At 29.2% G+C, this 23,474-nt stretch carries 21 protein-coding genes and 1 pseudogene; 16 read left to right on the top strand and 6 right to left on the bottom strand.

The genetic code is table 11. The annotated features are described in order from the left end of the window. Nucleotides 1–54 precede the first annotated feature (54 nt). The 3 genes from BST83_RS14995 to BST83_RS14985 all read right to left on the bottom strand — a co-directional run bounded on the left by BST83_RS14995 (nt 55) and on the right by BST83_RS14985 (nt 3,783). Nucleotides 55–918, bottom strand: coding sequence for an acyl-CoA thioesterase (locus tag BST83_RS14995; protein ID WP_104810485.1), 864 nt, complete (start codon nt 916–918; stop codon nt 55–57). Beyond that, nucleotides 908–2,101: a peptidogalycan biosysnthesis protein gene (locus BST83_RS14990; RefSeq protein ID WP_104810484.1), complete on the bottom strand. Its 1,194-nt coding sequence runs from the start codon at nt 2,099–2,101 to the stop codon at nt 908–910. The genes BST83_RS14995 and BST83_RS14990 overlap by 11 nt, the downstream gene beginning before the upstream one ends. Before the next feature lie 803 nt (nt 2,102–2,904). Further along, complete coding sequence (locus BST83_RS14985) at nt 2,905–3,783, bottom strand: IS982 family transposase (RefSeq protein WP_104808411.1); 879 nt, start codon at nt 3,781–3,783, stop codon at nt 2,905–2,907. 109 nt (nt 3,784–3,892) lie between these two features. Here BST83_RS14985 and BST83_RS14980 point away from each other — a divergent pair, with 109 nt between their 5' ends. The 5 genes from BST83_RS14980 to BST83_RS14965 all read left to right on the top strand — a co-directional run bounded on the left by BST83_RS14980 (nt 3,893) and on the right by BST83_RS14965 (nt 6,395). After that, entirely contained in the window at nt 3,893–4,522 is a 630-nt protein-coding gene (locus BST83_RS14980) for a Crp/Fnr family transcriptional regulator (protein ID WP_104810483.1), read from the top strand. Between the two features lie 51 nt (nt 4,523–4,573). Beyond that, nucleotides 4,574–4,741 carry a cytochrome c gene (locus tag BST83_RS19650; protein WP_146092181.1) on the top strand — a complete coding sequence of 56 codons (168 nt, stop codon included), beginning with the start codon at nt 4,574–4,576 and terminating at the stop codon, nt 4,739–4,741. 16 nt (nt 4,742–4,757) lie between these two features. Further along, on the top strand, nt 4,758–5,054 hold the full coding sequence (gene trxA / locus BST83_RS14975; protein WP_104810482.1) for a thioredoxin: 297 nt from the start codon (nt 4,758–4,760) through the stop codon (nt 5,052–5,054). 61 nt (nt 5,055–5,115) lie between these two features. Then, nucleotides 5,116–5,697: a methyltransferase domain-containing protein gene (locus BST83_RS14970; protein ID WP_104810897.1), complete on the top strand. Its 582-nt coding sequence runs from the start codon at nt 5,116–5,118 to the stop codon at nt 5,695–5,697. 341 nt (nt 5,698–6,038) lie between these two features. After that, nucleotides 6,039–6,395: a TolC family protein gene (locus tag BST83_RS14965; protein WP_104810481.1), complete on the top strand. Its 357-nt coding sequence runs from the start codon at nt 6,039–6,041 to the stop codon at nt 6,393–6,395. A 101-nt stretch (nt 6,396–6,496) separates the two neighbouring features. Here the strand turns inward: BST83_RS14965 and BST83_RS14960 are convergent, their stop codons facing one another. The 3 genes from BST83_RS14960 to BST83_RS14955 all read right to left on the bottom strand — a co-directional run bounded on the left by BST83_RS14960 (nt 6,497) and on the right by BST83_RS14955 (nt 11,221). After that, nucleotides 6,497–9,001 carry an outer membrane beta-barrel protein gene (locus BST83_RS14960; protein ID WP_367889176.1) on the bottom strand — a complete coding sequence of 835 codons (2,505 nt, stop codon included), beginning with the start codon at nt 8,999–9,001 and terminating at the stop codon, nt 6,497–6,499. Between the two features lie 567 nt (nt 9,002–9,568). Then, nucleotides 9,569–9,712 carry a hypothetical protein gene (locus BST83_RS20175; RefSeq protein ID WP_205853592.1) on the bottom strand — a complete coding sequence of 48 codons (144 nt, stop codon included), beginning with the start codon at nt 9,710–9,712 and terminating at the stop codon, nt 9,569–9,571. Between the two features lie 330 nt (nt 9,713–10,042). Next, the gene (locus tag BST83_RS14955) at nt 10,043–11,221 is read right to left on the bottom strand and encodes an acyl-CoA dehydrogenase family protein (protein ID WP_104810479.1); all 1,179 of its coding nucleotides are present in this window, start codon (nt 11,219–11,221) and stop codon (nt 10,043–10,045) included. A gap of 205 nt (nt 11,222–11,426) precedes the next feature. Here BST83_RS14955 and rnpA point away from each other — a divergent pair, with 205 nt between their 5' ends. The 11 genes and pseudogenes from rnpA to BST83_RS14895 all read left to right on the top strand — a co-directional run bounded on the left by rnpA (nt 11,427) and on the right by BST83_RS14895 (nt 23,439). After that, nucleotides 11,427–11,819 (top strand): ribonuclease P protein component, encoded by a 393-nt coding sequence (rnpA, locus tag BST83_RS14950; protein ID WP_104810478.1) that lies wholly within the window; start codon nt 11,427–11,429, stop codon nt 11,817–11,819. Further along, nucleotides 11,806–13,440 carry a S41 family peptidase gene (locus BST83_RS14945; RefSeq protein ID WP_104810477.1) on the top strand — a complete coding sequence of 545 codons (1,635 nt, stop codon included), beginning with the start codon at nt 11,806–11,808 and terminating at the stop codon, nt 13,438–13,440. Before rnpA ends, BST83_RS14945 begins: the two co-directional genes overlap by 14 nt. A 26-nt stretch (nt 13,441–13,466) precedes the next feature. Then, a pseudogene (locus BST83_RS14940) lies at nt 13,467–15,145 on the top strand (DUF6909 family protein). A gap of 34 nt (nt 15,146–15,179) precedes the next feature. After that, nucleotides 15,180–16,217: a hypothetical protein gene (locus tag BST83_RS14935; protein WP_104810476.1), complete on the top strand. Its 1,038-nt coding sequence runs from the start codon at nt 15,180–15,182 to the stop codon at nt 16,215–16,217. Nucleotides 16,218–16,222: 5 nt separating this feature from the next. Next, nucleotides 16,223–17,233 carry a dTDP-glucose 4,6-dehydratase gene (gene rfbB, locus BST83_RS14930; RefSeq protein ID WP_104810475.1) on the top strand — a complete coding sequence of 337 codons (1,011 nt, stop codon included), beginning with the start codon at nt 16,223–16,225 and terminating at the stop codon, nt 17,231–17,233. After that, nucleotides 17,233–18,087 (top strand): glucose-1-phosphate thymidylyltransferase RfbA, encoded by an 855-nt coding sequence (gene rfbA, locus BST83_RS14925; protein WP_104810474.1) that lies wholly within the window; start codon nt 17,233–17,235, stop codon nt 18,085–18,087. Before rfbB ends, rfbA begins: the two co-directional genes overlap by 1 nt. Beyond that, nucleotides 18,087–18,626 (top strand): dTDP-4-dehydrorhamnose 3,5-epimerase, encoded by a 540-nt coding sequence (gene rfbC / locus BST83_RS14920; RefSeq protein ID WP_104810473.1) that lies wholly within the window; start codon nt 18,087–18,089, stop codon nt 18,624–18,626. Before rfbA ends, rfbC begins: the two co-directional genes overlap by 1 nt. A gap of 67 nt (nt 18,627–18,693) precedes the next feature. Continuing rightward, the gene (locus tag BST83_RS14915) at nt 18,694–19,647 is read left to right on the top strand and encodes a glycosyltransferase (RefSeq protein ID WP_104810472.1); all 954 of its coding nucleotides are present in this window, start codon (nt 18,694–18,696) and stop codon (nt 19,645–19,647) included. Between the two features lie 36 nt (nt 19,648–19,683). Beyond that, entirely contained in the window at nt 19,684–22,059 is a 2,376-nt protein-coding gene (locus tag BST83_RS14910) for a DUF6311 domain-containing protein (protein WP_496559617.1), read from the top strand. Nucleotides 22,060–22,333: 274 nt separating this feature from the next. Continuing rightward, nucleotides 22,334–22,840 carry an oligosaccharide flippase family protein gene (locus BST83_RS14900; RefSeq protein ID WP_302849491.1) on the top strand — a complete coding sequence of 169 codons (507 nt, stop codon included), beginning with the start codon at nt 22,334–22,336 and terminating at the stop codon, nt 22,838–22,840. A 167-nt stretch (nt 22,841–23,007) separates the two neighbouring features. Then, the gene (locus BST83_RS14895) at nt 23,008–23,439 is read left to right on the top strand and encodes an MATE family efflux transporter (protein WP_146092179.1); all 432 of its coding nucleotides are present in this window, start codon (nt 23,008–23,010) and stop codon (nt 23,437–23,439) included. Nucleotides 23,440–23,474: the final 35 nt, after the last annotated feature.

The following is a 23,474-nucleotide window of genomic DNA, read 5'->3' as shown; positions in this document are numbered from 1 at the left end:
TAAGTTTTTTAATTTTGCTACTGCTACTGCTACTGCTACTGCTACTGCTGCTTACTATTTCTTCGGTCTCATTAAACCTTCTTGCGCAAAAGAAGCAATTAATTTACCTTTTCTTGTATAAATATTACCTTTACTTAAACCTCTTGCTCCAAAAGTATTTGGGGATTCGGCAGAAAACAACATCCAATCATTAAACTCAAAATCTCTAAAAAACCACATAGAATGGTCTAAACTTGCCGTTTGTGTATTGCCAAAATTATGTTCTTTTGCATTTGGGTTAAAGGCCGCGTTTAGTATATTATAATCCGAAATATAGGTTAATATTTGATGTTTTAAACGCAAATCCATTTTAGGGATATCGCCTTTTAATTTAAACCAAATCTCTTCTTTAGCCGGTAAGTTTTCTGGTTCTAAAGGATTAGGAACTCGAACAGGTTTGAAATCTATTGGACGCTCAATACTTAAAAAATGCTTGATTCGTTTTGGTAAAAAATCTCCAAATTGAGCAACCATATCTTCCCAGCTTACTAATTCTTCTGGTTGTTTTATGTTGCTTCTCATTGCTGTTTGATGCTCAAAACCATCTTCTTTTTTGTGAAAAGAAGCAGACAAAATAAATATAGTTTTATCATTTTGTTTCGCGGTTACTCTTCTAGTGGAAAAACTACCACCATCTCTAATTTCTTCAACATGGTAGTTTATAGGAATCGTTAAATCGCCCGCTTCTAGAAAGTAAGAATGCAATGAATGTAAAAAACGATTCTCCGAAATTGTTCTATATGCCGCGTTTACAGCCTGCGCTAAAACCTGACCTCCAAAAACATTAGGACTACCAATTGTAACACTATCCCCAGAAAAGGTATTGTTATTAATTTTTTTTAAATTTAAAAGATCTATAAGCTCTTTGCTATTCTTCATTGGGATTGTTTGCGTTTTTAAATGGAAATTTTTGATGAAAAGGCGTAGGTTGTATACGTTGCAAAAATAGCTTTAAAATTCTGTTTGTGATGCTTTTTTTGTGACGAAAATACATGGTTAAATCTCTTGGTTCTGCACCAACTGAACTTTTAATTTCGCTGGCAGTTCTGCCAAAATTGATGGTTTTTAATCTTTTACTGATGGCAATTTCGATATAATCGTATAACATTCTTTGGTAAATTGCATACTCTCTATTTAGTTCGTAGTCAATACCAACAAAATGTGCATCTAAAGAATTTTGATTGATAACCCCGGATATAAAACCAACGATTTTATGGTTTAACCAATAGGTTTTTAAAATATAGTTTTCGCCAAACTTTTCTTTGAGGTTTGTATAGGTTTCCAAATTAAAATTGCCCAAATTAAAATCGGCATTCGAAGCTACTTTTTTATACAAAGCAGTCATTTCTGGCAATTGATTTACTAGGTCTTCTTTGGTTACTTCTTCAATTGTTATAGCGGCACTTTGCTTATGCGCTTTGCGTGCTTTTACTCTAAATTTGGTTTTCATTGATGCTAAATAATCATCAAAATTTTGCCAATTTTCATCCAAAGTTAAAACCATATTTGGTTCTACAGAAAAAGGATGGTAATTAAAGTCTTTCAATTCATCGGTAATTAAAAGCGATTCGTTTATAAAATCCTTTAATAGAAAAGCATCAATTTTTAGTTTTTTATCAGCATTTGAAAAATGTAAAATTGCTTTCGCTAATTTTTTAATTAGGAGTTTTTTATCTTGCTTTTGTTTGATAAAAATTCCATGTTCCCCGCTAACAAAGGTATTACCGCAAATTAATAATTTTAGCGGTTTTTTATCTGGAATGATATGAAACTTTCTTCCTATATTTTTTAATTTTCGTATTAAAATTTCAATATCATTTTTGATGGTATCGATATAAAAATCAACAATTTGAATGGAAGCAAACGCGATTGGTTTTTTATCCTTATCAATTAAAATAATGTAAGAAAAAATGATGTCAGGATGATTTTCTTCAATCGCTTTTAAAAAACTTCGATGAAAATAAACGTTACTTTCACAATCAAGATTGCGCCAGATTTCATCAGAAATTTTATCAACTGAAGAAAAGAATAATGCGCTATTTGTATTTGAGCAGAAATTCAATATTTATTTATAAGAGTGTTAAATTTTCTAAAATGATTGTTTTCTATATGATCAGCTTTTTTGTTTTTTCATTAAATTTTGACAGACAAAAATCAAGAAACATTCAAATTATTTTAAAGTTATAAAGATGATGAAAAAAACCGATTTTAGAAATTTTAGTTTTCAATAGAAGTATTTTTTTTTATATGTTCTGCCGTACCATAATAATATGCCAGTAACGGGTAAACTTGCAGATAGTAAACTAGCAATAAAAGCGATAATTTTTCCGACAATTCCTCCAGTTGTATCAATATAAATGTCATAATTCATCCTTACTATTTCATCCAGAATTATAGCCTTTTCGTACTTGCTATAAATAGCTTCAGTTTCTATTTCTTATAAGAAGTTTTGATTAAAAAAACGAAAATCAGCATCATAAAACAACCGTTTTCTTTAAGAAATTTCTACATAAATACTTTGTGCTTTTGTTTCTGGGTAATGAAGCTCAAAACTAATTGCATTCGGATTTTCTTTTTGTAATCTTGGAAGTAATTTTATAAGAATACGAGTTGTTAATTTTATAATTTAAAAACAGAAAAGGATAAATTACTTAAATTCACCTCTAGTTTCTTGGATCAACGGCACAATAATGATTGGTGTGCTTGTTTGGTGGTTATTGGTTTAGTTGTAGCTGTTTTTCTTTTGATGAATAGCTATAAACTTAAGAATTAATTGTGTACTTCAATCTAATTTAGATTCACTTTATTATTAGACTTTCTTTGCTTAATTTTATCGAAATCATTCTAATAATACCCGTTGTGCATTTAAACAATATTGACTTTTAAATTGTTTATATTCCTATTAAAAACAAATTTGTTAATGTATTGAATGATAGTTAGTGCTGTTAATTTTGAGAGAATTCTTGTCTTAAAACCTTCAAAAGTTTTCGCATAATTATTCCGTATTTTAAACTGGTCACAAAGTTGAGAAAACAAGGTCTCAATTCGTTTTCTTTTCTTCCTAAAAATATACGTTTGTTTTTTGTAATTCTGTTGATTTTTACGCATTGGAACTTCTAATTTAATTTGTTTACTCTCAAATAAATCTAACTGATAGTCAGCACTTAGGTATCCTTTGTCCCCTAAAACCACACAGTTATTAAACTGATTTTTAATGTCTTTTAAATAATGAATATCATGTACAGAAGCTTTGCTAATATCAAAACTTTTAAACACGCCATCAATAGAACAAACAGCATGTATTTTATAGCCATAATAATGCATGTTTTGACTAGCACAATAACCTCTATTTGGGGCTGAATAAAAGTACTCTTTACAAACTTTACTTCTCCCGCTTCTTGAGAGTTTTACAATCTCCAAAGGCATACTATCTACTACATAATAGTTTTCAAACTCCGTGAACTTATTGGAGAGTTGAGTTCTTATAAATTCAATGGCAAAAAATAATTTTCGCTTCCGTTTATTGTAAACTGATCGCTCTATTTTAGCAAACAAATATTCTGGAATATCCCGAAACAACTGACATTCACTGTCTATACCCATATATTCTGCTGTTAAATTCATAGCGATTAATTCAATGTCTTTTAGTTTTGGTTTCCTGTTTTGACGTAAAAATTGTTCCTTTTCTGTAATTGTGGCTAAGACTTCTAAAATTTTATCGTAATTTGCTCTAAAGTTATTCATCGTATTTAATCGATTGATTGTCAATTAAATATACGACTTTTAATAGTCAAATGAATAACTTTTTTTAACTATTTATAATGCACAACGGGTTAATAATAAAACACGCTTAATGAATCAGTTTAATGTTAATTTTGGATATTTATTTGAAGACGCCCTTATCGACGAAATAAAACAAATAGGTGTTTACAAAGAGTTTGTTGCTGATACAACAATAATTGAAATAGGAGATTATATCAAAACAATGCCATTATTACTTAACGGAGCCATCAAGATTTTACGAGAAGATGAAAATGGTGATGAATTGGTGTTGTATTATTTAGAAAAAGGAGATACTTGTGCCATGACACTTTCTTGTTGCATTAGGCAAACTAAAAGTAAAATTAGAGCTTTAGCAGAGACAGATGTAGAAATACTTTTGTTGCCAAAAGAAAAAATGGCAGAATGGTTAAGCGCTTATAAAACCTGGCAATCTTATATTTTGCAAAGTTATCATAATAGAATGGATGAACTTTTAGATGCGGTAGATACGATTGCTCTTTTAAAAATGGATGAACGCCTTTTTAAATATCTAAAAGACAAAGCAATGGTTACCCGTAGTGATGTTTTACAATTAACCCACAAACAAATTTCGGAGGATTTACATACTTCTAGAGTCGTTATTTCTAAGCTTCTAAAAAAGCTTGAAAATGAAAGTAAAATTCAGCTTTTTAGAAATAGTATTAAAGTTTTAGAATTGTAACATAAGTATCCGTATATTAATTAAATACATCTTATTTTTGTAAAAAGAAAGATGAAAACAGTTACTCTTTTAATTGTATTTGATTTCTTATCTAGTTGTAAAGATGCTCAAAAGCCATTTTATGATGCAAAAAAAACAGTTTTAAACGCGCAAGATTATACAGGTAAAAAGTTAATGCAAAAGAACTGTTATGTTTGTCACAGTCCTACTACAACTTAATAAAATATTCTTAGACATGAGCAAATTTTTAGAAATCATACAGCAAGATAAACCAGTATTAGTAGATTTTTTTGCTGAATGGTGCGGACCTTGTAAAATGATGAGTCCGATTTTAAAAGAAGTAAAAGATGTTCTTGGTGATAAAGTGTCAATTATTAAAATTGATGTTGATAAAAACCAACCGTTGGCAGCTAAATATCAAGTTAGAGGTGTACCAACTTTAATTTTGTATAAGTCAGGCAAACAAGTTTGGAAACAATCTGGAGTTGTCCAAAAAAAGGATTTAGTTTCAATTATAAATAGTTTTAGTTAATTTCAGTCAAAAATCACTTGTATTTTTACAGTTGATTCTTTTATTAATTTAGTTGTACATGATAGATTTAACCGAGGATTTTTGGGATAATAAGTACAAGGGCAATAAAATTGGATGGGATTTGGGTGAAATTTCGCCGCCATTAAAAACCTATTTTGATCAATTATCTAACAAAGAAGTAAAAATTCTAATTCCTGGTGGAGGTAATTCTCACGAAGCAGAATATCTTTTTAATAAAGGTTTTACAAATGTTTACGTTGTAGATATTTCTAAAACAGCGATTGAAAATATTAAAAAAAGAGTTCCTGCTTTTCCAACAAATCAATTAATACAAGCCAATTTTTTTGATTTAGAAATGCAGTTTGATTTAATTATAGAGCAAACTTTTTTCTGTGCAATCAATCCTAATTTGCGAGCAACATATGCCTCAAAAATAAATGATTTATTAACTGAAAAAGGAAAGTTGGTTGGGTTGCTTTTTGATGCAAAACTAAATGAGGATCATCCACCTTTTGGTGGAAATAGAAAAGAATATATTCCTTATTTCGAAACTTATTTTACACTAGATGTTTTTACAAAATGTTATAACTCGTTTCATAATAGACAAGAAATGGAGTTGTTTGTAAAGCTTGTAAAGAAATAAATAGAATATTTTAATCCAGGCCTCAAAGGTTTTTAAAACCTTTGAGGTCTGGATTTTAAAAGCTAAAAAGTATACTGTGAAAAGCAGAGAAATTGCGGCCAAGTTTTGTAATTGGTGTTTTTCCAAAGTCTGCTTGGTTTGTAAACGAAAAGTTTAAATGACTGTTATACCTAGTGTTAAAAACATTTAAAACAGCCAATCCTAAAGTTACATTTTTTAGCGGTTTTCCTCCAAAACGAATATCTAAAATTTGAGACCCATTTGTTGCAGTTTCTCCAAAAATTTCAGAAATGTGATCTTTTTTATTAAGTTTTACGTTAACTAAACAAGCGCAAAAAACAGTGCTAATTACAAAGGCAGCATTGTTATTAAAAGTATCAGAAAATAATATTGCTATTAAAATTTCTGAACAAGAGTTTAACAAAGCAAAAGCAGATTATAATCAAACAAATGCGATGTTTTTACCAAATATTTCTGCAAGTTATACAGGTATTTCTAAAACAAATCCATTGATGGCTTTTGGAAGTTATGAAATATATGATAATAATGTATTTCAAGGCGATGCAAATGGTTATGTAATTGGCGCTCAATTAAGTTGGGATATTTTCAAGGATCTAAGTGTTTTGGAATGGCTCAAAAAAGTAAAGCGTAGTTTGAGGAATCTAAATTGGAGTACAATTACTTCAATTAAGTGGTGATATTTTAAATGTTACCTTTTAATACATGACTTTTATCATATTTTAAAATAGATGGAATTATTAATTTTCGACATTAAATTAATTGTTGTGAATCTATCTTTTTAATTATGTCTGCTTCTGCTTTGAGGCTCAAATTTTGAACCAGCATTTCCTAAGCTATTAAATTTCCATGTAAAACTTAACATTGCATATTGATTTAAAACAGTACTTGAAGAATCCTGAATATAATCTTCAGTAGCAACTCTTCTTGCATTTGTGTTTTGATCTAAAATATCATAAATTCTTAGGCTAATTGCGCCATTATCCTTTAAAATAGAATAACGTAAGGTAGTGTTCCAAAACCAAGCACTTCTTTGAAAGCCAGTGGCAATATTTGGATTGTAATTATAATTTACATCATTCAACCATTCAACTTTCTTAAAAAAATTGGTCGACGTTGCTACTGTTACGTCATGATTAGTGAAATTTCTATTGCTAAAACTTTCAATATCATAGGTGTTTTTACTGAAAGAGACCGTGTAAGAAGGTCTTATTGTTACTACTCCATCCCAAGAAAAGTCGAAACCAATATTCGGAGAAATAGAGGTTATTTTACTAGAATATTGTACGCCATTATTAAAGTTGATGCTTTTATTATAATCACCAAAAACTCTAAATTCTGTTTTTAAGCTTCCAAAATCTTCCCATTTTTTTGTAGAACTATAACTTCCGCCACCTCTTATATTCACAAATCCATCTGCGTTTGCATAGCTAGTTTCTCTAATTAATGTATTCGGATTAATAATTGTATTTGCAACAACATTATCATTCGTAAAAGAAATATTTCCATAAGACCAAAAACCTGTTCTACTTTGCCAATTAAAGTTAGATGCACCTAGTCGAATAGTATGTGTTTTAGAGGGCGATAAAGCAGGATTACCCGTAATGATATTTAGAGGATTTGATTCATCTCTAAAAGGTTGTAATTGAGATAAACTTGGGGTTGCGTTTCTAAAATTATAACTCAGCCTATAACGACTTGTTCTATCTTTTTGATATCGCGTACTAAAACCATACTCTAAATTATTAAATTCTCTTACTAAGTTTGTTTCAGGTCTTAAATAATCCCTGTTTTCAAGCGTTCTATTATTAAAGGCAAGTTCTGTTGACGCTGACCATTTTTCATTTTTAAATTCTAATTCTACACCCGGTCTACTTATTTTATCAGAGTATTTAAAATCGGTGCTTAAAAGGTTGCTGAAACTTGTGTAATCATTTGTAGTTTTGTCAAAATCGAATGTGCTTCTTTTACTTGTTGTTTTTGTGTTTCCAACAGTATAATCAATATCTAAATATAATTTTCTTGCTATAATTGGGAGGCGATACGTAACTTGACTAGCAAGTTCTTTAATATCTGAAATTCCGTCTGAATATTGATCTCTAATGATTTGATCTGGATTTGATCCATAAATGTTGGTTTCTGATTTCACAAAATCGTCCGTTAAAGTCTTTCTTAAATTTGCAGTTAATTCAACTCTTACAAAGGCTCCTTTGCTACCAAATTTTTTAGTTAAGTTAATTTCATTGTCAAACCTTTCTCTGTCAGAATCTGCTATTGATCCAATTTTAGAGTCATTTGTTAAGGTTTTACTATTATTTAAAGTTTCAGATTGGCTGTTAAATCTGTTGGTGTTTAAATTTCTATTCAAATCAGTTTCAATATCAATTCTAAAGGTACTATCTATTTCAATTTCAAAATCGATACTTGCATCATGACTATCACTATCGTTTAAAGAAGTATTTTCAGAACGTCTAAAGAAGCTTGTTCCGTCTGATAAAAAAGTTTCTCTATTAGAAGTAGATTTATTATCAGAAGAACTGTTTTTGTAAAAATAATCACCAGAAACTTCAAATATTTTCCCAAAGGAATTTATATAGTTTGCACCATAATTATTGGAAGTTACGATGCCTTGTCCGCCACCAAAACTTCTACTATTTCCGCCAAATTGCAATCGCTGATTTCCAAAACTAAAACCAGGAGAATTAATATTATTACCACCAGCTAAAATACCAATTCGTTCACTTTGTTTGAAACGAGTAATCATTCCTGCATATTCATTTCTGTTGTTTGTACCGGCACCTGCTGCAACTTTACCAAAATACCCTTGGTTATTTTCTTTCTTTATCGTAAGATTTATGGTTTTATTTTCACCATCAGCATCTTCACCAGAAAAAGCTTCAGCATTGGTTCTTGTATCCGTAATTTGAATTTTTTCTATAATATCTTTCGTTAAATTTCTAGTTGTAATCGTTGGATCATTCCCGAAAAAAGGTTTTCCATTTACTAATATTTTATTTACTGATTTTCCGTTTACAGTAATATTACCCTCTAAATCGACTTCTAAACCAGGTAATTTTTTAAGCAAATCTTCAACATTTGCATCTGCTTTTGTCTTAAATGATTTTACATTAAACTCTAAGGTATCTTTTTTGATCGTAATTGGTGCGCTAGATTTTATAACTACGCCGTCTAGAAGGCTCGAATTTTTTAAAAATAAAGTCTCAATATTTTGATTTTTAACATCAATAATTTTCACGTATGGTTTAAATCCGATAAAAGAAACCACTAGTTTTATTTTTGAATCTGATGTTTCTCCTGTAAGATCAAAAACACCTTTTTCGCTAGTAATAGTAAAAGAAACGATGCTACTATCTTTTATTCTTTCTAGATGAACAGTTGCAGATTGTAGCAGTTCTTGGTCATCTTCCGATTTAACGATACCATTAATTGTGAATTTTTTAGTTTGAGAAAAGGCAATTGCGCTTATAAATAAGAAGCTTATAAAAAAAATCTATGCATAATATACATGTTGGGTTTAAGAGTATAAATACTCCGCTGGGCAAATATTTAATTAATAAAGGAACATTGCCTCCCCTTTAACAGAACTTTATGAGTTTTTTAACGAAGTTAAACAGGCTTTTTTCCCGCAAATCAGGGCAGTCTGCATTAAACTAAAAATTTAGAATGAAGGTTTTTGGAGGTTGTAGAATATTAACTTTATTAATGTCTTTTTTTAAATAAAACCAGACAGTCTCTTTCTATAATAAAGTTGATCATACAATTCTAGGTATTTTAAATTCAACCAAAACTTTGAAGTAAATCGTAACAGAATTTATTTTTGATAATTTATTTTTTATTTCCGCATTAATTTTTCGAAAGCAAGAGGTAAAAGTCTTTCTAAAAATTTAGGGTATGCCTCTTTGGATGGATGCAAACCACCATTTGCAACCAAAACATGATTGTTTAATCCTTGTTTCATGATGTCTGTAATATTCAAAAAAGTAATATTTGTTTAATTTCAATAAGGTTTGGCAAAATCATTGTATTTTTTTACACCATCAGAAATAGAGGTGTTTCCGTTCCCGAAGTAAGATTTTCTAAATCTATGGCGTCTATAAGTGTTAAAGTCTACCTCTTTTATATCATCAAAATTAGGAGTGTTTATAATGGTGTAATAGACAATGATAATTTCACCATTATAAAGCTCTTCTTCGAATTCTGATATACTTCCGCAAGAGAAAAAAACAGAAATAAATAGGATTAAATTTTTTCTTCATTAAAATTTTATCACATTTTTAATGATTTAATTACAAAAAAGAATTTAAAATTATTTAAAAGCGTTCAATCCTGTTACATCAAAACCGGTAATTAGTAGATGAATATCGTGTGTACCTTCGTAGGTAATTACACTTTCTAAATTCATCATGTGACGCATAATTGAATATTCGCCGGTAATTCCCATTCCGCCTAACATCTGTCTTGCTTCTCTAGCAATATGTATTGCCATATCTACATTATTACGTTTTGCCATAGAAATTTGAGCAGAAGTAGCTTTTCCGTTATTTTTAAGAACACCTAATCTCCAAGCTAATAATTGAGCTTTTGTAATTTCGGTAATCATTTCTGCTAATTTTTTCTGTTGCAATTGAAACTGACCAATTGGTTTTCCAAACTGTTCACGTTCTTTACAATAACGCAAAGCGGTATCATAACAATCCATTGCAGCCCCAATTGCGCCCCAAGCTATTCCATAACGAGCTGAATCTAAGCATCCTAAAGGTGCTCCTAATCCAGATTTATTTGGCAATAAATTTTCTTTTGGTACTTTTACGTTATCAAAAATAAGTTCACCTGTTGATGAAGCGCGTAAAGACCATTTATTATGAGTTTCTGGTGTAGAAAAACCTTCCATTCCGCGTTCTACAATTAACCCATGAATTCTACCTTCTTCATTTTTAGCCCAAACAACCGCAACTTGTGCAAACGGTGCATTAGAAATCCACATTTTTGCGCCGTTTAAAAGATAGTGATCTCCCATATCTTTAAACTTCGTTTCCATTCCTGCAGGATTTGACCCATGATTTGGTTCTGTTAATCCAAAGCAACCCATCCATTCTCCAGAAGCTAATTTTGGTAAATATTTTTTGCGTTGCGCTTCATTACCATATGTATAAATAGGATACATTACTAAAGATGATTGTACAGAAGCTGTAGAACGAACTCCAGAATCTCCGCGCTCAATTTCTTGCATAATTAATCCGTAAGAAATTTGATCTAAACCTGCACCACCGTATTCTTCTGGAATGTAAGGTCCGAATGCACCAATTTCTGCCAAACCACCAATAATTTGTTTCGGGAATTCTGCTTTTTGAGCGTATTCTTCAATAATAGGAGAAACATCGCGTTTTACCCAATCACGGGCAGCTTCACGAATTAATTTGTGTTCTTCGGTTAATAAATCGTCTAAATTATAATAATCTGGAGCTTGAAATAAATCAGGTTTCATATAGTTTGTCTGTTTAAAATGATGGTTTTAAGAAATTACAATTTTTATAAATGTATAATTTTTAACAAATTTATTAAATATTGTTTAATTCTATAACATTTTTTAGTTAAAAATAGAAATTAATTTTTCATTAAAAATACGTAATTTTTGAAGTTCATGGATATAAACTGCTAAAAAGTTATTGATTTGATTTAAGTTTGTATTGATGAAGTTTACCTTAGGAAAGCAAGAGCGATTAAAAAGCAGAAAGTTGATAGGACGGTTGTATGCAGAAGGCAATTCTGTAAAAGCTTTTCCGTTGCGGATGATGTATTTGCAAACGTTACATACGTCTAATTTCCCTGCACAAGTTGGCGTTTCTGTAGCTAAAAGGAATTTTAAAAAAGCGCCTGATAGAAATCGGTTAAAAAGATTAATGCGTGAAACGTATCGATTGCAAAAAGGAATTGTGTACGATAATTTAGAGAATCCCTATATTTTTATGATTTCTTATATTGGGAGAGAAGAGATGCCCTATGAAGAACTCTTTTCTAAAATGAATAAATTACTAACTTTATTTATTGAAGAAGTAAAAAATAAATCAGATGAAAAAATTTAAAATAAAAAAGGGAATACTTATAACTTTGGCAGTTGGAGCGATTTTTTTGTCATTTTCATTCCAGTCTAAATTCTTTGAAATTGCTAAGCAGATAGAAATATATAATACACTTTTTAAGGAATTGAATATGTATTATGTTGATGAAATAAATCCTGCGGAATTAACCAACAGAGCCATTAAAAACACCTTAAAAGATTTAGATCCGTATACTAACTTTTACAACGAACAAGATGTAGAAGATGCAAAAATTAGAAGAGAAGGAGAATATGCAGGAATTGGAGTTGGCGTTTACTATACTAAAAACGGCATTCAAATAAGCGAGGTTTACAAAGGATATGCTGGAGATAAAGCGGGTTTAAAAGCAGGCGATATCATTACTTCTGTAGATGGCCAAGCGCTAAAAGATATGGAAAGGGAGCAACTTTCTATGTTTTTAAAAGGAACGCCGGATACAAAAATGGCAGTAGAAATTGAGCGTCAAGGAAAAATTCTTAAAAAGGAAATATTAAGAGAACAGGTTGAAATTAATCCCGTGCCTTTTTATGAAATGATTGATGCAGAAACAGGGTATATTACATTGACTCAGTTTAATGAAAAAGCATCATCCGAAGTAAAAAAGGCGTACCGAGAATTAAAGAAAAAAGGGATGACAAAATTGGTTTTTGATTTACGCTCAAACCCTGGTGGTTCTCTTCAAGAAGCTATAAATATATCAAACTTTTTTATTCCGAAAGGAAAAGTAATTGTGACCACAAAGGCGAAGATTAAAAAATGGAGCAACACCTACAAAACTACAAATGATCCTTTAGATTTAGAAATTCCGCTGGTTGTTTTAGTAAATGGGCGTTCTGCATCGGCATCCGAAATTGTAAGCGGTTCTTTGCAAGATTATGACCGAGCGGTAATTATGGGGCAACGTTCTTTTGGCAAAGGATTAGTGCAACGCTACAGAACTTTAACATACGGAACGCAATTAAAATTGACAATTTCTAAATATTATACACCAAGTGGAAGATGTATTCAGGAGTTAGATTATACAAATTGGGATGATAAAACAGGCAAAGTTCCTAAGTTTTCTGATAAAGGAATTAATGTTTTTAAAACGGAAAACGGAAGAAAGGTGTACGATGGCGGTGGTGTTTTGCCAGATATAGAAATTGAAATATCAAAAAAAACGGAAGCTACAGAAGTTTTAGTAGGCTCTAAAGCTCTTTTTAATTTTGCGATTGATTATTTTTATAAAAACCCAAAAATTGAAACCGTAGAAAAGTATCAGTTTTCAAATGCTGATTTCAAGAATTTTACAAATTATTTAGTTTTAGATACCACTTTTGTGACCAAGCAAGAACGTTTGTTTGAAACCGCATTTTTATCGATAGAAAACACAAGTATTTCTAAAGAATATCAGAAAATAAAAGAAAAATTGTTTGAAGATAAAGTTGAAGAAATATCTAAAAATCAAGATATAATTCAAGTATTGTTAGAAGAAGAAATTCTAGAGAAATATTATTACAAAGAGGGTGTTTATGAGCACCATTTAAAAAATGATTATACAATAAAAGAGGCCGTTAAGTTGCTTCAAAACCAAGATAAATACACCCAAATTTTATCAGGGAAATAATTTATATTTACACCATAAAATTACAGATGTTAGAAACTAAAAATATTGAAAGAACAAGAGCTCAGGAATCTACAAATGCCATAGAAAAATTATATATTTCTATGCGCCACTTATTTAGTAGAGGCTTTTACAAGCCCATGGGAATTTCTGGAGAAACTTTACGAAAATCACTTTTACAACTAAGACCAGAAATTTATGGATCTATTGCAGAAGATAGAGCAGAATTAAATGGATTAATATATATTATAGAAAGGCTACCAGAAGGAATTGAAGAATGCCAATTTATAAATTTAACCGCAGATGAAGGGTATAAAAACTCTCATTTTGAGGCTATAATTCCGCCAAAAAGAAGAAGAAACTGTTATCGAATAGACAAAGATCAAATGAATATTGAGATAACAAGAGGAAGATCTGAAATCTACGATATTCTTACACATTTAACTTTTTTGTTTATAGAATCGCATAAAATTCAGGCAAGAGTTTCTTTGAATGAGGGCGAAGACTTTATAAGAGAATGGAAACATTTAGAAGATATTGTTTTAAATAGAAAGGTAATATCAGAAAAAGAGAAAGAAGTTTTAATTGTTCATTTAGGGAATATTCTAGGCAGAACCTACGAAGAAGTCTCTAGAATTTACAAAGTTTTTAGTTCAGAGAAAAATCCACATAAATTTTTAATCTAATTTATTGGTTAGGTAAATTAGCAATAAAAGAAGTTTTTGAAGATAAAAAGAGAACTGTAACTTTTAGTTCTGTTTTAATTGAAGAAATTGGACATCATATTTATGGAGAAATTTGGGCAAATGAGATAAAAAGTACCTTAAAAAAACATGACCTTTTAAAAAGACCAATTCACATAATTAGTGCAAATATGCACAGTGTGTTAAATTCAATTTATGCAAAAGGTGCTTTGCCAAAAGAAGCAAAAAATCTTAAAGGCTTTGAGTTATTTCAGTTATTAAGTAATGTAGATAGCAAACCGTTACAGAAAAAAGTAAAAAATTACGCTTCCCATAATGGCTTAATTTATATAGAAGATACATCAGGAACAAATATTAATGTACAAATAATAGATACTGATAAAATAAACTTTGATGTTTCTTCGTTTACAAAAGAGCACTCTTTAAACGAACATGCTGTAATTATAGTTATGGATTACGCTTTTGGAGAGCAAGCGTATGAAACTATGGATGAATTATTGAAGCCGTATAATACTGATAATGATAAGATTTTTTTAGATGTAAAGTCGGTTTCAATTATGGGTAAAGCGGGTATCTTAGAAGGCGGAAAAGGAGATATTATGATTCCTGATGCACACATCTTTGAAGGAACAGCAGATAATTATCCGTTTAAAAACGAACTTTCTAAAGAAGATTTAGAAGGTTTTGGTGTAAAGGCGTTTGATGGATCAATGGTTTCTGTTTTAGGAACATCGTTACAAAACAAAGATCTTTTAAAGTTTTTTCACGATTCTACATGGAATGTAATTGGTCTAGAAATGGAAGGAGCACATTATCAAAAAGCAATACAATCTGCGTCTAGGATTAGAGGAAATATATCCGAAAATGTAAAAGTGCGTTATGCATATTACGCTTCTGATAATCCATTAGAAACAGGTGCTACATTGGCTTCTGGAGGCTTAGGGATGACTGGTGTTACCCCAACCTATGCAATTACACAAAGAATATTAGAGCAAATTTTTTAATACTAAATATTGATTTTTCAACCAAACTAAACAAATGTCAACAAATCAAAAGAGCAACGAAGAAGAGGTAGATTTAGGCTCTTTATTTGTAATTATTGGAAAAGGTTTTTCTAATTTTTTTAATTTTATAGGAAATATCTTTAAAAGTTTATTTCATGGTATTGTTTCTAGTTTAATTTTTTTAAAAGAAAACAGTATAAAAATAGGTATTGCAGGAGTTATTGGTTTAACTGCCGGTATCTTTTTAGAAACTACAACATCTTCTAAATATGGTTCAGATTTACTTTTAGAACCAAATTTTAAAAGTTCTAGACAATTGTACAACAACATAAATTATTACAATGACTTAGTAAAACAAAAAGATACAGCAACACTTCAAAAAACCTTTAACTTAGATAAAGAGTCCGCAGCTTCCCTAAAGAAGTTTGAAATTGTGCCTTTAAAGATTGATAGCGATCTAATTGATGCTTACAACGATTTAATATTATCTGTTGATACATTAACGATTAAGAGTTATGAGTATAAAGATTTTAAAGCTGCATTTACAGATTATGATTATAAAGTTCATAAAGTAACGGTTATTGCAGAAAAAAATAATGTTTTTGATAAATTAGATGATGTTATAATTTCATCCGTGGTTGATAATAAATATTTTAATAGATTAAAAGTTTTAACTAACGAAAATTTAGATAGAACAGATTCTTTATACCGAGAAAGCTTAACACAAATAGATTCTTTAAGACAGGTTTATATGCAAGTAATGCTTGAAGAAGCAAAAAAATTAACTACAGGCACAAGTATAGATTTAGGTGGTGAAAAAAGAACCACAAAAGAATTAGAATTGTTTGAAACCAATAGAAAAATAAATCTTGATTTGGAAAAAATTGCCAAAGAAAAATCTCAAAAATACGAAGTTATCAATGTCATCTCTAACTTTCAGCCAGTTGGTTATGAAATAAAAGGAGTAACTAAAAACAAAGGGTTTTTATTAGGTATTGTTGGTGCAGGATTTATGATTATTTTTCTTCTTTTGCTAAAAGTAAATACTTTTCTAGAAAACTACAAAAAATAAAAAAGATGCAAACAGTTCTCATAACTGGTGGAGCAGGTTTTATAGGTTCTAATTTTATTCCTTATTTTCTTGAAAAGAACCAAGAAATAAACATTGTAAATTTAGATTTATTAACATACGCCGGAGATTTATACAACTTAAAAGAAGTAGAAAATTCCGATAGGTATTTTTTTGTAAAAGGAGATATTTGTGATAGAGTTTTGTTAGAACAACTTTTTAGTAAGTATAATTTTTTAAGTGTTATCCATTTTGCAGCAGAATCTCATGTAGATAACTCAATTAAAAACCCGGATGCGTTTGTGAAAACAAATGTTTTTGGAACGTTTAATTTGATTGATGTTGCAAAGAATTATTGGATGGAAGCACCATTCAAGTTTAAAAAAGGGTTCGAAAACACTAGATTTCATCATATATCTACAGATGAGGTTTATGGATCTTTAGGAGAAACTGGTTTTTTTACAGAGTTCACTCCTTATGCCCCCAACAGCCCGTATAGTGCTTCAAAAGCATCATCAGATTTTTTAGTAAGAAGTTATTTTCATACCTATGGTTTAAATGTTGTAACGACAAACTGTTCTAATAATTACGGCCCAAAACAACATGATGAAAAGTTGATTCCAACCATAATTAGAAAAGCAATTTCAGGAGAAAAGATTCCTATTTATGGAGACGGAAAAAACATTAGAGATTGGTTGTATGTTTTAGACCATTGCAGAGGTGTAGAGTTTGCTTATAGCTGGGGAAAAGCTGGAGAAACGTATAATATTGGTGGCAAAAACGAGCGGAATAATTTAAATATTTCAAATACGATCTGCGAAATTTTAGATCAAGAAAAACCTAAAGAAAAATCGTATAAAGAACAAATTAGTTTTGTAAAAGATAGACCAGGACATGATTTTAGATATGCTATTGATGCAACAAAAATAGAAGAAGAATTGAGCTGGGAAGCCCAAGAAAATTTTGAATCTGGAATTAGAAAAACAATTAAGTGGTATCTAGAAAAATACAATAAATAATGAAAGGAATCGTATTAGCAGGAGGATCAGGTACTAGATTACACCCATTAACATTAGCTATTAGCAAACAATTAATGCCGGTGTATGATAAACCAATGATTTATTACCCCATTTCTGTTTTGATATTGTCAGGAATAAGAGAAATATTAATTATATCTACACCTCAAGACCTACCACTTTTTGAAAGATTATTGGGTGATGGAAAAAAATATGGTTGTGATTTTCAATTTAAGGTTCAAGAAAAACCAAACGGTTTAGCAGAAGCCTTTTTAATAGGTGAGGATTTTATTGGTAAAGATAGCGTTGCGCTTATTTTAGGAGATAATATTTTTTATGGATCAGGATTGCCAAGTTTATTAAGGTCAAATAACAACCCAGATGGAGGTGTTGTATTTGCTTATCATGTTACAGATCCAGAACGTTATGGAGTTGTGGAGTTTGATGAAAATTTTAAAGCAATTTCTATTGAAGAAAAACCTTTAAAACCAAAATCTAATTTTGCCGTGCCGGGTATTTATTTTTATGATAATAGTGTAGTAGAGATAGCTAAACAGATACAACCAAGTATAAGAGGAGAGTTAGAGATAACAGATATAAATAAGACATATTTAGAAAAAGAAAAACTTCTGGTAACAGTGCTAGATAGAGGAATTGCTTGGTTAGATACAGGTACTTTTGATTCTTTAATGCAAGCCGGTCAGTTTGTGCAAGCTATTGAACAAAGACAAGGGTTAAAGATTGGCTCTTTAGAAGAGTCTGCTTATAGAGCGGGTTTTATAACCAAAAAAGAAATGATAAAAATAACAAAGCCCTTTTTAAAAAGCGGTTATTCACGTAATTTATTAAAAATTTAATGATAGTTAGAGAAACAGGATTACAAGATTGTTTTGTAATAGAACCCACAATTTTTGATGATGGGAGAGGAAGTTTTTTTGAATCATTTAATTTGCAAAAGTTTCAAGAAAAAGTAGGATTAAATATCAATTTTGTGCAAGATAATCAATCAATTTCTCAAAGAGGAGTTTTACGTGGGTTGCACTTTCAAAAAGGAGAGTTTGCCCAAGCAAAACTAGTAAGAGTAATTAAAGGAAGGGTGCTTGATGTTGTTGTAGATATTCGAAAAAACTCCGAAACATTTGGACAGACATTTTCAATAGAATTAACAGGTGAAAATAACAAACAGTTATTTGTACCAAGAGGTTTTGCACATGGTTTTTCTGTTTTAGAAGACGATACTATATTTTTTTACAAGTGCGATAATTACTATCATAAAGCATCAGAAGGTGGAATTTTGTTTAATGACAAAACTTTACAAATTGATTGGAAACTAAAAAAAGAGGAAATTTTGTTGTCTGAAAAAGATACGTTTCTAAATAGCTTAGATCACTTATAAGACAAAGGATATTTCAAAATTAATAGTGTTTTATTTTTGAAATTAATCGGATAAAAATAATTACTAAATGAAAAAAGCATACTGTTTAACGCCTGTTTACGATGATTGGGAGAGTTTTGAAGTGCTTCTCATGCACATAGAAAAGTTACAGGAAAAATATTCTAAAAAATATACATTTTCAATTGTAGTTATCAACGATGGTTCTACTAATGAGAAAAGTATAAATTCTTCAAAAATTAATATTTGTACCCTAAATCTTAAAATTAATATTGGTCATCAAAGAGCCATTGCAACAGGACTTCAATTTATTTACAACGAAGTAGACCAAAAAGATTATGTGATTGTAATGGATAGTGATGGTGAAGATAAACCCGAAGATATGATGCTCTTACTTGAAAAAGCTGAAAAGGAGCAAAATAAAAAAATTATTTTCGCACAACGAAAAAAAAGGCAAGAGTCTGTTATGTTTAAGCTGGGATATATTGTTTATAAAAAGTTATTTTATTTTTTTACAGGTCAAAAAATAAATTTCGGAAACTTTAGCATTATTCCTGAAGCACTTTTATCAAAAGTAGTGCATCAAAAAAATATTTGGAACCATTATTCTGGAGGAATAATACAGTCTAGAATTCCGTTTGATAAGATTTTATTAGACAGAGGAAAAAGATATCACGGCGTTTCAAAAATGAATTTTTATAACCTTACGATTCATGGTTTGAGTTCTATTTCTGTATATTTCGATTTTTTATCTTTAAGGATATTAAAATTTACTTCGTACGGAATATTACTTTGTTCTGTTTCAATTGCATACATATTGTCCCAAAAAATATTTACAAACAATGCAATTCCAGGATGGGCATCAAGTTTAACCCTTATTCTTGCAGGAATAATGCTTCAATTATTTACGGTAACTTTAATAGTATTATTATTGCAATTAAGCTCTAGAAAAAACATTTCAGTACCAAATTCAAAAATATATTTAGATTTTATTGAAAGCATTTGTTATGGAAAAAAGAAATAAAAAAAGTATCTAATAATATCAGTAGCTTTAATTTTATTGATGTTTCATTTATCCTATGGTTTTGAAATTATTTTACCTAGCAATATAAATTGGTTGATGACTGTTTATCATGATTGGGGACAACATTACTTAGGTTGGGCCTACTTTCAAAAAGAACCATGGCATTTGCCCATTGGTGCAATTGAGAACTACAATTTCCCAGCAGGAACCAATGTTGGTTTTACTGACTCTATTCCATTATTAGCAATATTCTTTAAAACGATTTCCTTTTTATTACCTGAAACATTTCAATATTTTGGAATTTGGTTTTTATCATGTCACTTGTTAATGGGTTATTTTACTTTCAAGGTATTTAATTTATATACAAAGAACTATTGGTTAATCGTATTGGCTGTTCTTTTAATATCTTTTAATCCGGTATTAATGTATAGAGTTATGCACCCAGCTCTTTGCGCCCAATGGCTAATTATGGCCTCAATTTATTACTACTTAGTAAAGCCTTTAAAAGAAAATGTTCAAAATATTAATAAAAAACAATTATTAATTCTTGTTTTAAGTGCTCTTATAAATCCGTATTTATTTTTGATGATTATTGGATTTTCTATTATACTACCTTTCAAAAACTATTATTTTGATAAATTGATTTCCTTAAAACAAGTTTTTTACTACATTTTTTCGGGACTTTTTATGGTGTTTGTTTGTTGGTTTTTAATTGGAATGGTTTCATTTAGTACTGCTAAAACTATGGAAGTTGAAAATAGTTATGGACTTTATGGTTTTAATTTAAATTCATTTTATAATTCTTTTGGTTGGTCTACTTTTTTTCCTACAATAAAAATATTTTCACCAAGCCAATATGAAGGTTTTTCTTATTTGGGATTAGGTTTTTTTATTATAATAATTATAGGTGTGATTTACCTGTTATACTCAATAATCAACAAGTCAGTTCAAATAAAAAAACAGTACAAATTTATTCCCTTTTTCTTGCTTTTGTTGGTGACTATTATTTTTGCAATAACAAATAAAGTAACAATCAATGATTCTTTATTATTTGAATATTATTTACCTGAGTTTATCGTTAAAATAGGAAACATATTTAGAGCTAGTGGAAGGTTTATTTGGATTTTTTATTACACTCTATTTTCGTTTTTTTTAATTGTATTTTTTAAAATAAAAATTCATAACAGAATTAAAGTGTTTTTGTTAATTGTTATTACTTTAATACAGTTTTATGATATTAAATTATTTTTAAATAAGCAGATTGTTTCAGGTAACTATGAAATTAAGCCTCTAAATGAAAAGAAATGGACTGAAATTTCTTCAAATTTTGATAAAATTATTACTTACCCTCTTTACAATAATAGTTTAGGATACAATTTAGACTATCAGGATTGGTGTTTTATTGCATTAAAAAATGACTTACCAATTACCAACGGATACGTAGCAAGAGAATCTGGTGATAAAAACGTTATTTTTCAACAAAAAATAAAAGACAAAATTAAACAAGGAGAAATTAATAGTAACGAACTTTATATCACTACATCTCAATATTTATCAGACTTTAATTCCTTAATTTACAATCAAAAAGTTCATGTCGGTTTTTTAAATGAATTTTATTATATCTACTCAAGAGATAATAAGAATATGCTTAATCATGAATTTGAAGAAATAGAATTGTATAAAGCGGATTCTTTATTCAATAAAATCAAAGAATTAAGTAAAATACAAACTATAATCAAACCAAATATTCAAGAAGATATTATTCAATATAATATTGAAAACCTCTCGTTTAGCAATAATATTTTAAGTATGCAAGGTTGGGCTTTTTTAAAAAATAATTTAGCTAAAAATGATAATTCTGTTTTTATTTCATTAACAAATAACCATAAATCCTATTTATTTAATACTATTAAAAACGAAAGACTAGATGTTGCCACTCATTTTAAGAATGAAAATATTAAAAATACTGGTTTTAAAACTGTTTGTTATACAGATAAATTAATACTAGGGATGTATTCAGTTTTAATTGGTATCGCTTCAGATGACAATATTTTATTTCAGTCAGCAAGTCAACAAATAATTGAAATTAAAAAAGAAATACAGGCAATCGTTTTAACATCACTTCCAGAAAATTCTGATAATATGAAGTATAATATTGAAGGGGTTTCTATGGATCAAAATATGATTTCAATAAATGGTTGGGCTTTTATAGTAAACAAGTCATCTGTTGATTCTAATATTAAAATTATATTAGAAGGTGAAAATATAAATTATTCAATAAATGTTTTTAACATTAATCGTCCAGACGTTACATCTCATTTCAATCAAAATATTAATTTCGATAATTCCGGTTTTAAACTAGTGATTAAAAAGAAAAATTTAACAAAGGGAATTATAAAATTGGGATATTGATTACTAATGAAAATGAAAATTCATATTTTATGAGTACCAATAAAAAATAAAAATTTAGAAGGATTCTTGTAAGTTTGGTAATAGTTTTTAAAAATTATCTGCGTTAGAATTGTAAGTAATCATAAAGAATGGCTCTTAAAAAAAATTCGGTCGACTTAAAATATTTTATTTCTGGTTCTTTTTACACAGGACTTTCAAGTGTTTCGGGCTTAATGGTGCCCTTGCTCGTGGTTCCTTATATTATTAGCAAAGTAGGCTTAGTAAATTATGGAATATCTGCGGTTGCGTTTTCAATTTCGTTTTTTTTTCTATGATTATTGATTACGGTTTTTACATCACTGGCGTCAATAAATTATCAAAAGAAGAAAACAGTACCAATGTTTCAAATATTATTACCAATATTATCTACACCAAAAGTTTTATCTTTCTTCTAATTCTTCCTGTAATTTTAGGTATTTATTTTTTTACTATTACAAAAAATCTAGAATGGGGCGTTTATCTATTTTCTTTATGCATTCCATTATCATCAATACTAAATTTAAGTTGGGCACTTCAAGGCTTGCATCAAATAAAAGCATGGAGTTTACTTACAATTCTTGGTCAGATATTTTATATAATTTTGATCTTTCTTTTTGTTGATGAACCAAATGAAGTAAAAAACATCAATCTGTTTTATGGTTTTGGTGTTTTATTGACTGGCTTTACCTCAATTTTTTATTTAAAGAAAAAATATAAATTAAAATTTAATAAAATTAATTTTAATTCAATTTTGTTGAATTAAAAGAAGGATATCATTTTTTACTTTCAAATATTGGAAACTATGTATCATTATATTTTTTAAGTCCATTATTAGGTTTTCTTATTTCTTATGAAATGGCGGGTGTGTACTCTATTATCGAAAAGATATATAATTTAGCAAGAAAGCCATTCTCAATTTACCAAACTTTTATGCTTCCAAAAATATCGCAACAAATTCAAATTGACAAAGAAATTGCCAAGAAAACTATAAAAAACACTTATTTTTTTGTCATCCTTTTTATGTTCATTGAGGTTGTTTTAATTTACTGGTTTAGAGAAGAAATTATCGAATACTTTACTTTAACAAATGTGAGTCTTTTAAAAAACTTACTAATTTTTTCTTTAATTGGTATTGTTTTGGTCATTGTAAATTGTCCAATATTCTTATATTTAACGGCTTTGGATAGAAAACAAGTTTTAATGAGAATCTCACTTACTGCTCCTGTATTTGGAATTATTTTTGGGGTTGCTTTTATTTATACATTTGGAATTACAGGATCTATATTTACAGTTATTTTTATAGAACTCTATTATACGGTAAGTTTGTTGTTAATTTACAAAAAAGATAAGTTGACGAAATAGAAAGCCGGATACACCCAATAAAAACCAATTAAAAG

Origin of the sequence: Polaribacter filamentus (genome assembly GCF_002943715.1) — a bacterium.
In the GTDB taxonomy this organism is placed as follows: Bacteria; Bacteroidota; Bacteroidia; order Flavobacteriales; family Flavobacteriaceae; genus Polaribacter; species Polaribacter filamentus.
This window is presented reverse-complemented; position numbering and strand designations above follow the sequence as displayed.

Coding starts and splice junctions, on each gene's coding strand:
- BST83_RS14995 (WP_104810485.1), bottom strand. CDS start 918: ATGAAGAATAGCAAAGAGCTTATAGATCTTTTAAATTTAAAAAAAATT.
- BST83_RS14985 (WP_104808411.1), bottom strand. CDS start 3,783: ATGAATAACTTTAGAGCAAATTACGATAAAATTTTAGAAGTCTTAGCC.
- BST83_RS14980 (WP_104810483.1), top strand. CDS start 3,893: ATGAATCAGTTTAATGTTAATTTTGGATATTTATTTGAAGACGCCCTT.
- BST83_RS19650 (WP_146092181.1), top strand. CDS start 4,574: ATGAAAACAGTTACTCTTTTAATTGTATTTGATTTCTTATCTAGTTGT.
- trxA (WP_104810482.1), top strand. CDS start 4,758: ATGAGCAAATTTTTAGAAATCATACAGCAAGATAAACCAGTATTAGTA.
- BST83_RS14955 (WP_104810479.1), bottom strand. CDS start 11,221: ATGAAACCTGATTTATTTCAAGCTCCAGATTATTATAATTTAGACGAT.
- rnpA (WP_104810478.1), top strand. CDS start 11,427: ATGAAGTTTACCTTAGGAAAGCAAGAGCGATTAAAAAGCAGAAAGTTG.
- BST83_RS14945 (WP_104810477.1), top strand. CDS start 11,806: ATGAAAAAATTTAAAATAAAAAAGGGAATACTTATAACTTTGGCAGTT.
- BST83_RS14935 (WP_104810476.1), top strand. CDS start 15,180: ATGTCAACAAATCAAAAGAGCAACGAAGAAGAGGTAGATTTAGGCTCT.
- rfbB (WP_104810475.1), top strand. CDS start 16,223: ATGCAAACAGTTCTCATAACTGGTGGAGCAGGTTTTATAGGTTCTAAT.
- rfbA (WP_104810474.1), top strand. CDS start 17,233: ATGAAAGGAATCGTATTAGCAGGAGGATCAGGTACTAGATTACACCCA.
- rfbC (WP_104810473.1), top strand. CDS start 18,087: ATGATAGTTAGAGAAACAGGATTACAAGATTGTTTTGTAATAGAACCC.
- BST83_RS14915 (WP_104810472.1), top strand. CDS start 18,694: ATGAAAAAAGCATACTGTTTAACGCCTGTTTACGATGATTGGGAGAGT.
- BST83_RS14895 (WP_146092179.1), top strand. CDS start 23,008: ATGCTTCCAAAAATATCGCAACAAATTCAAATTGACAAAGAAATTGCC.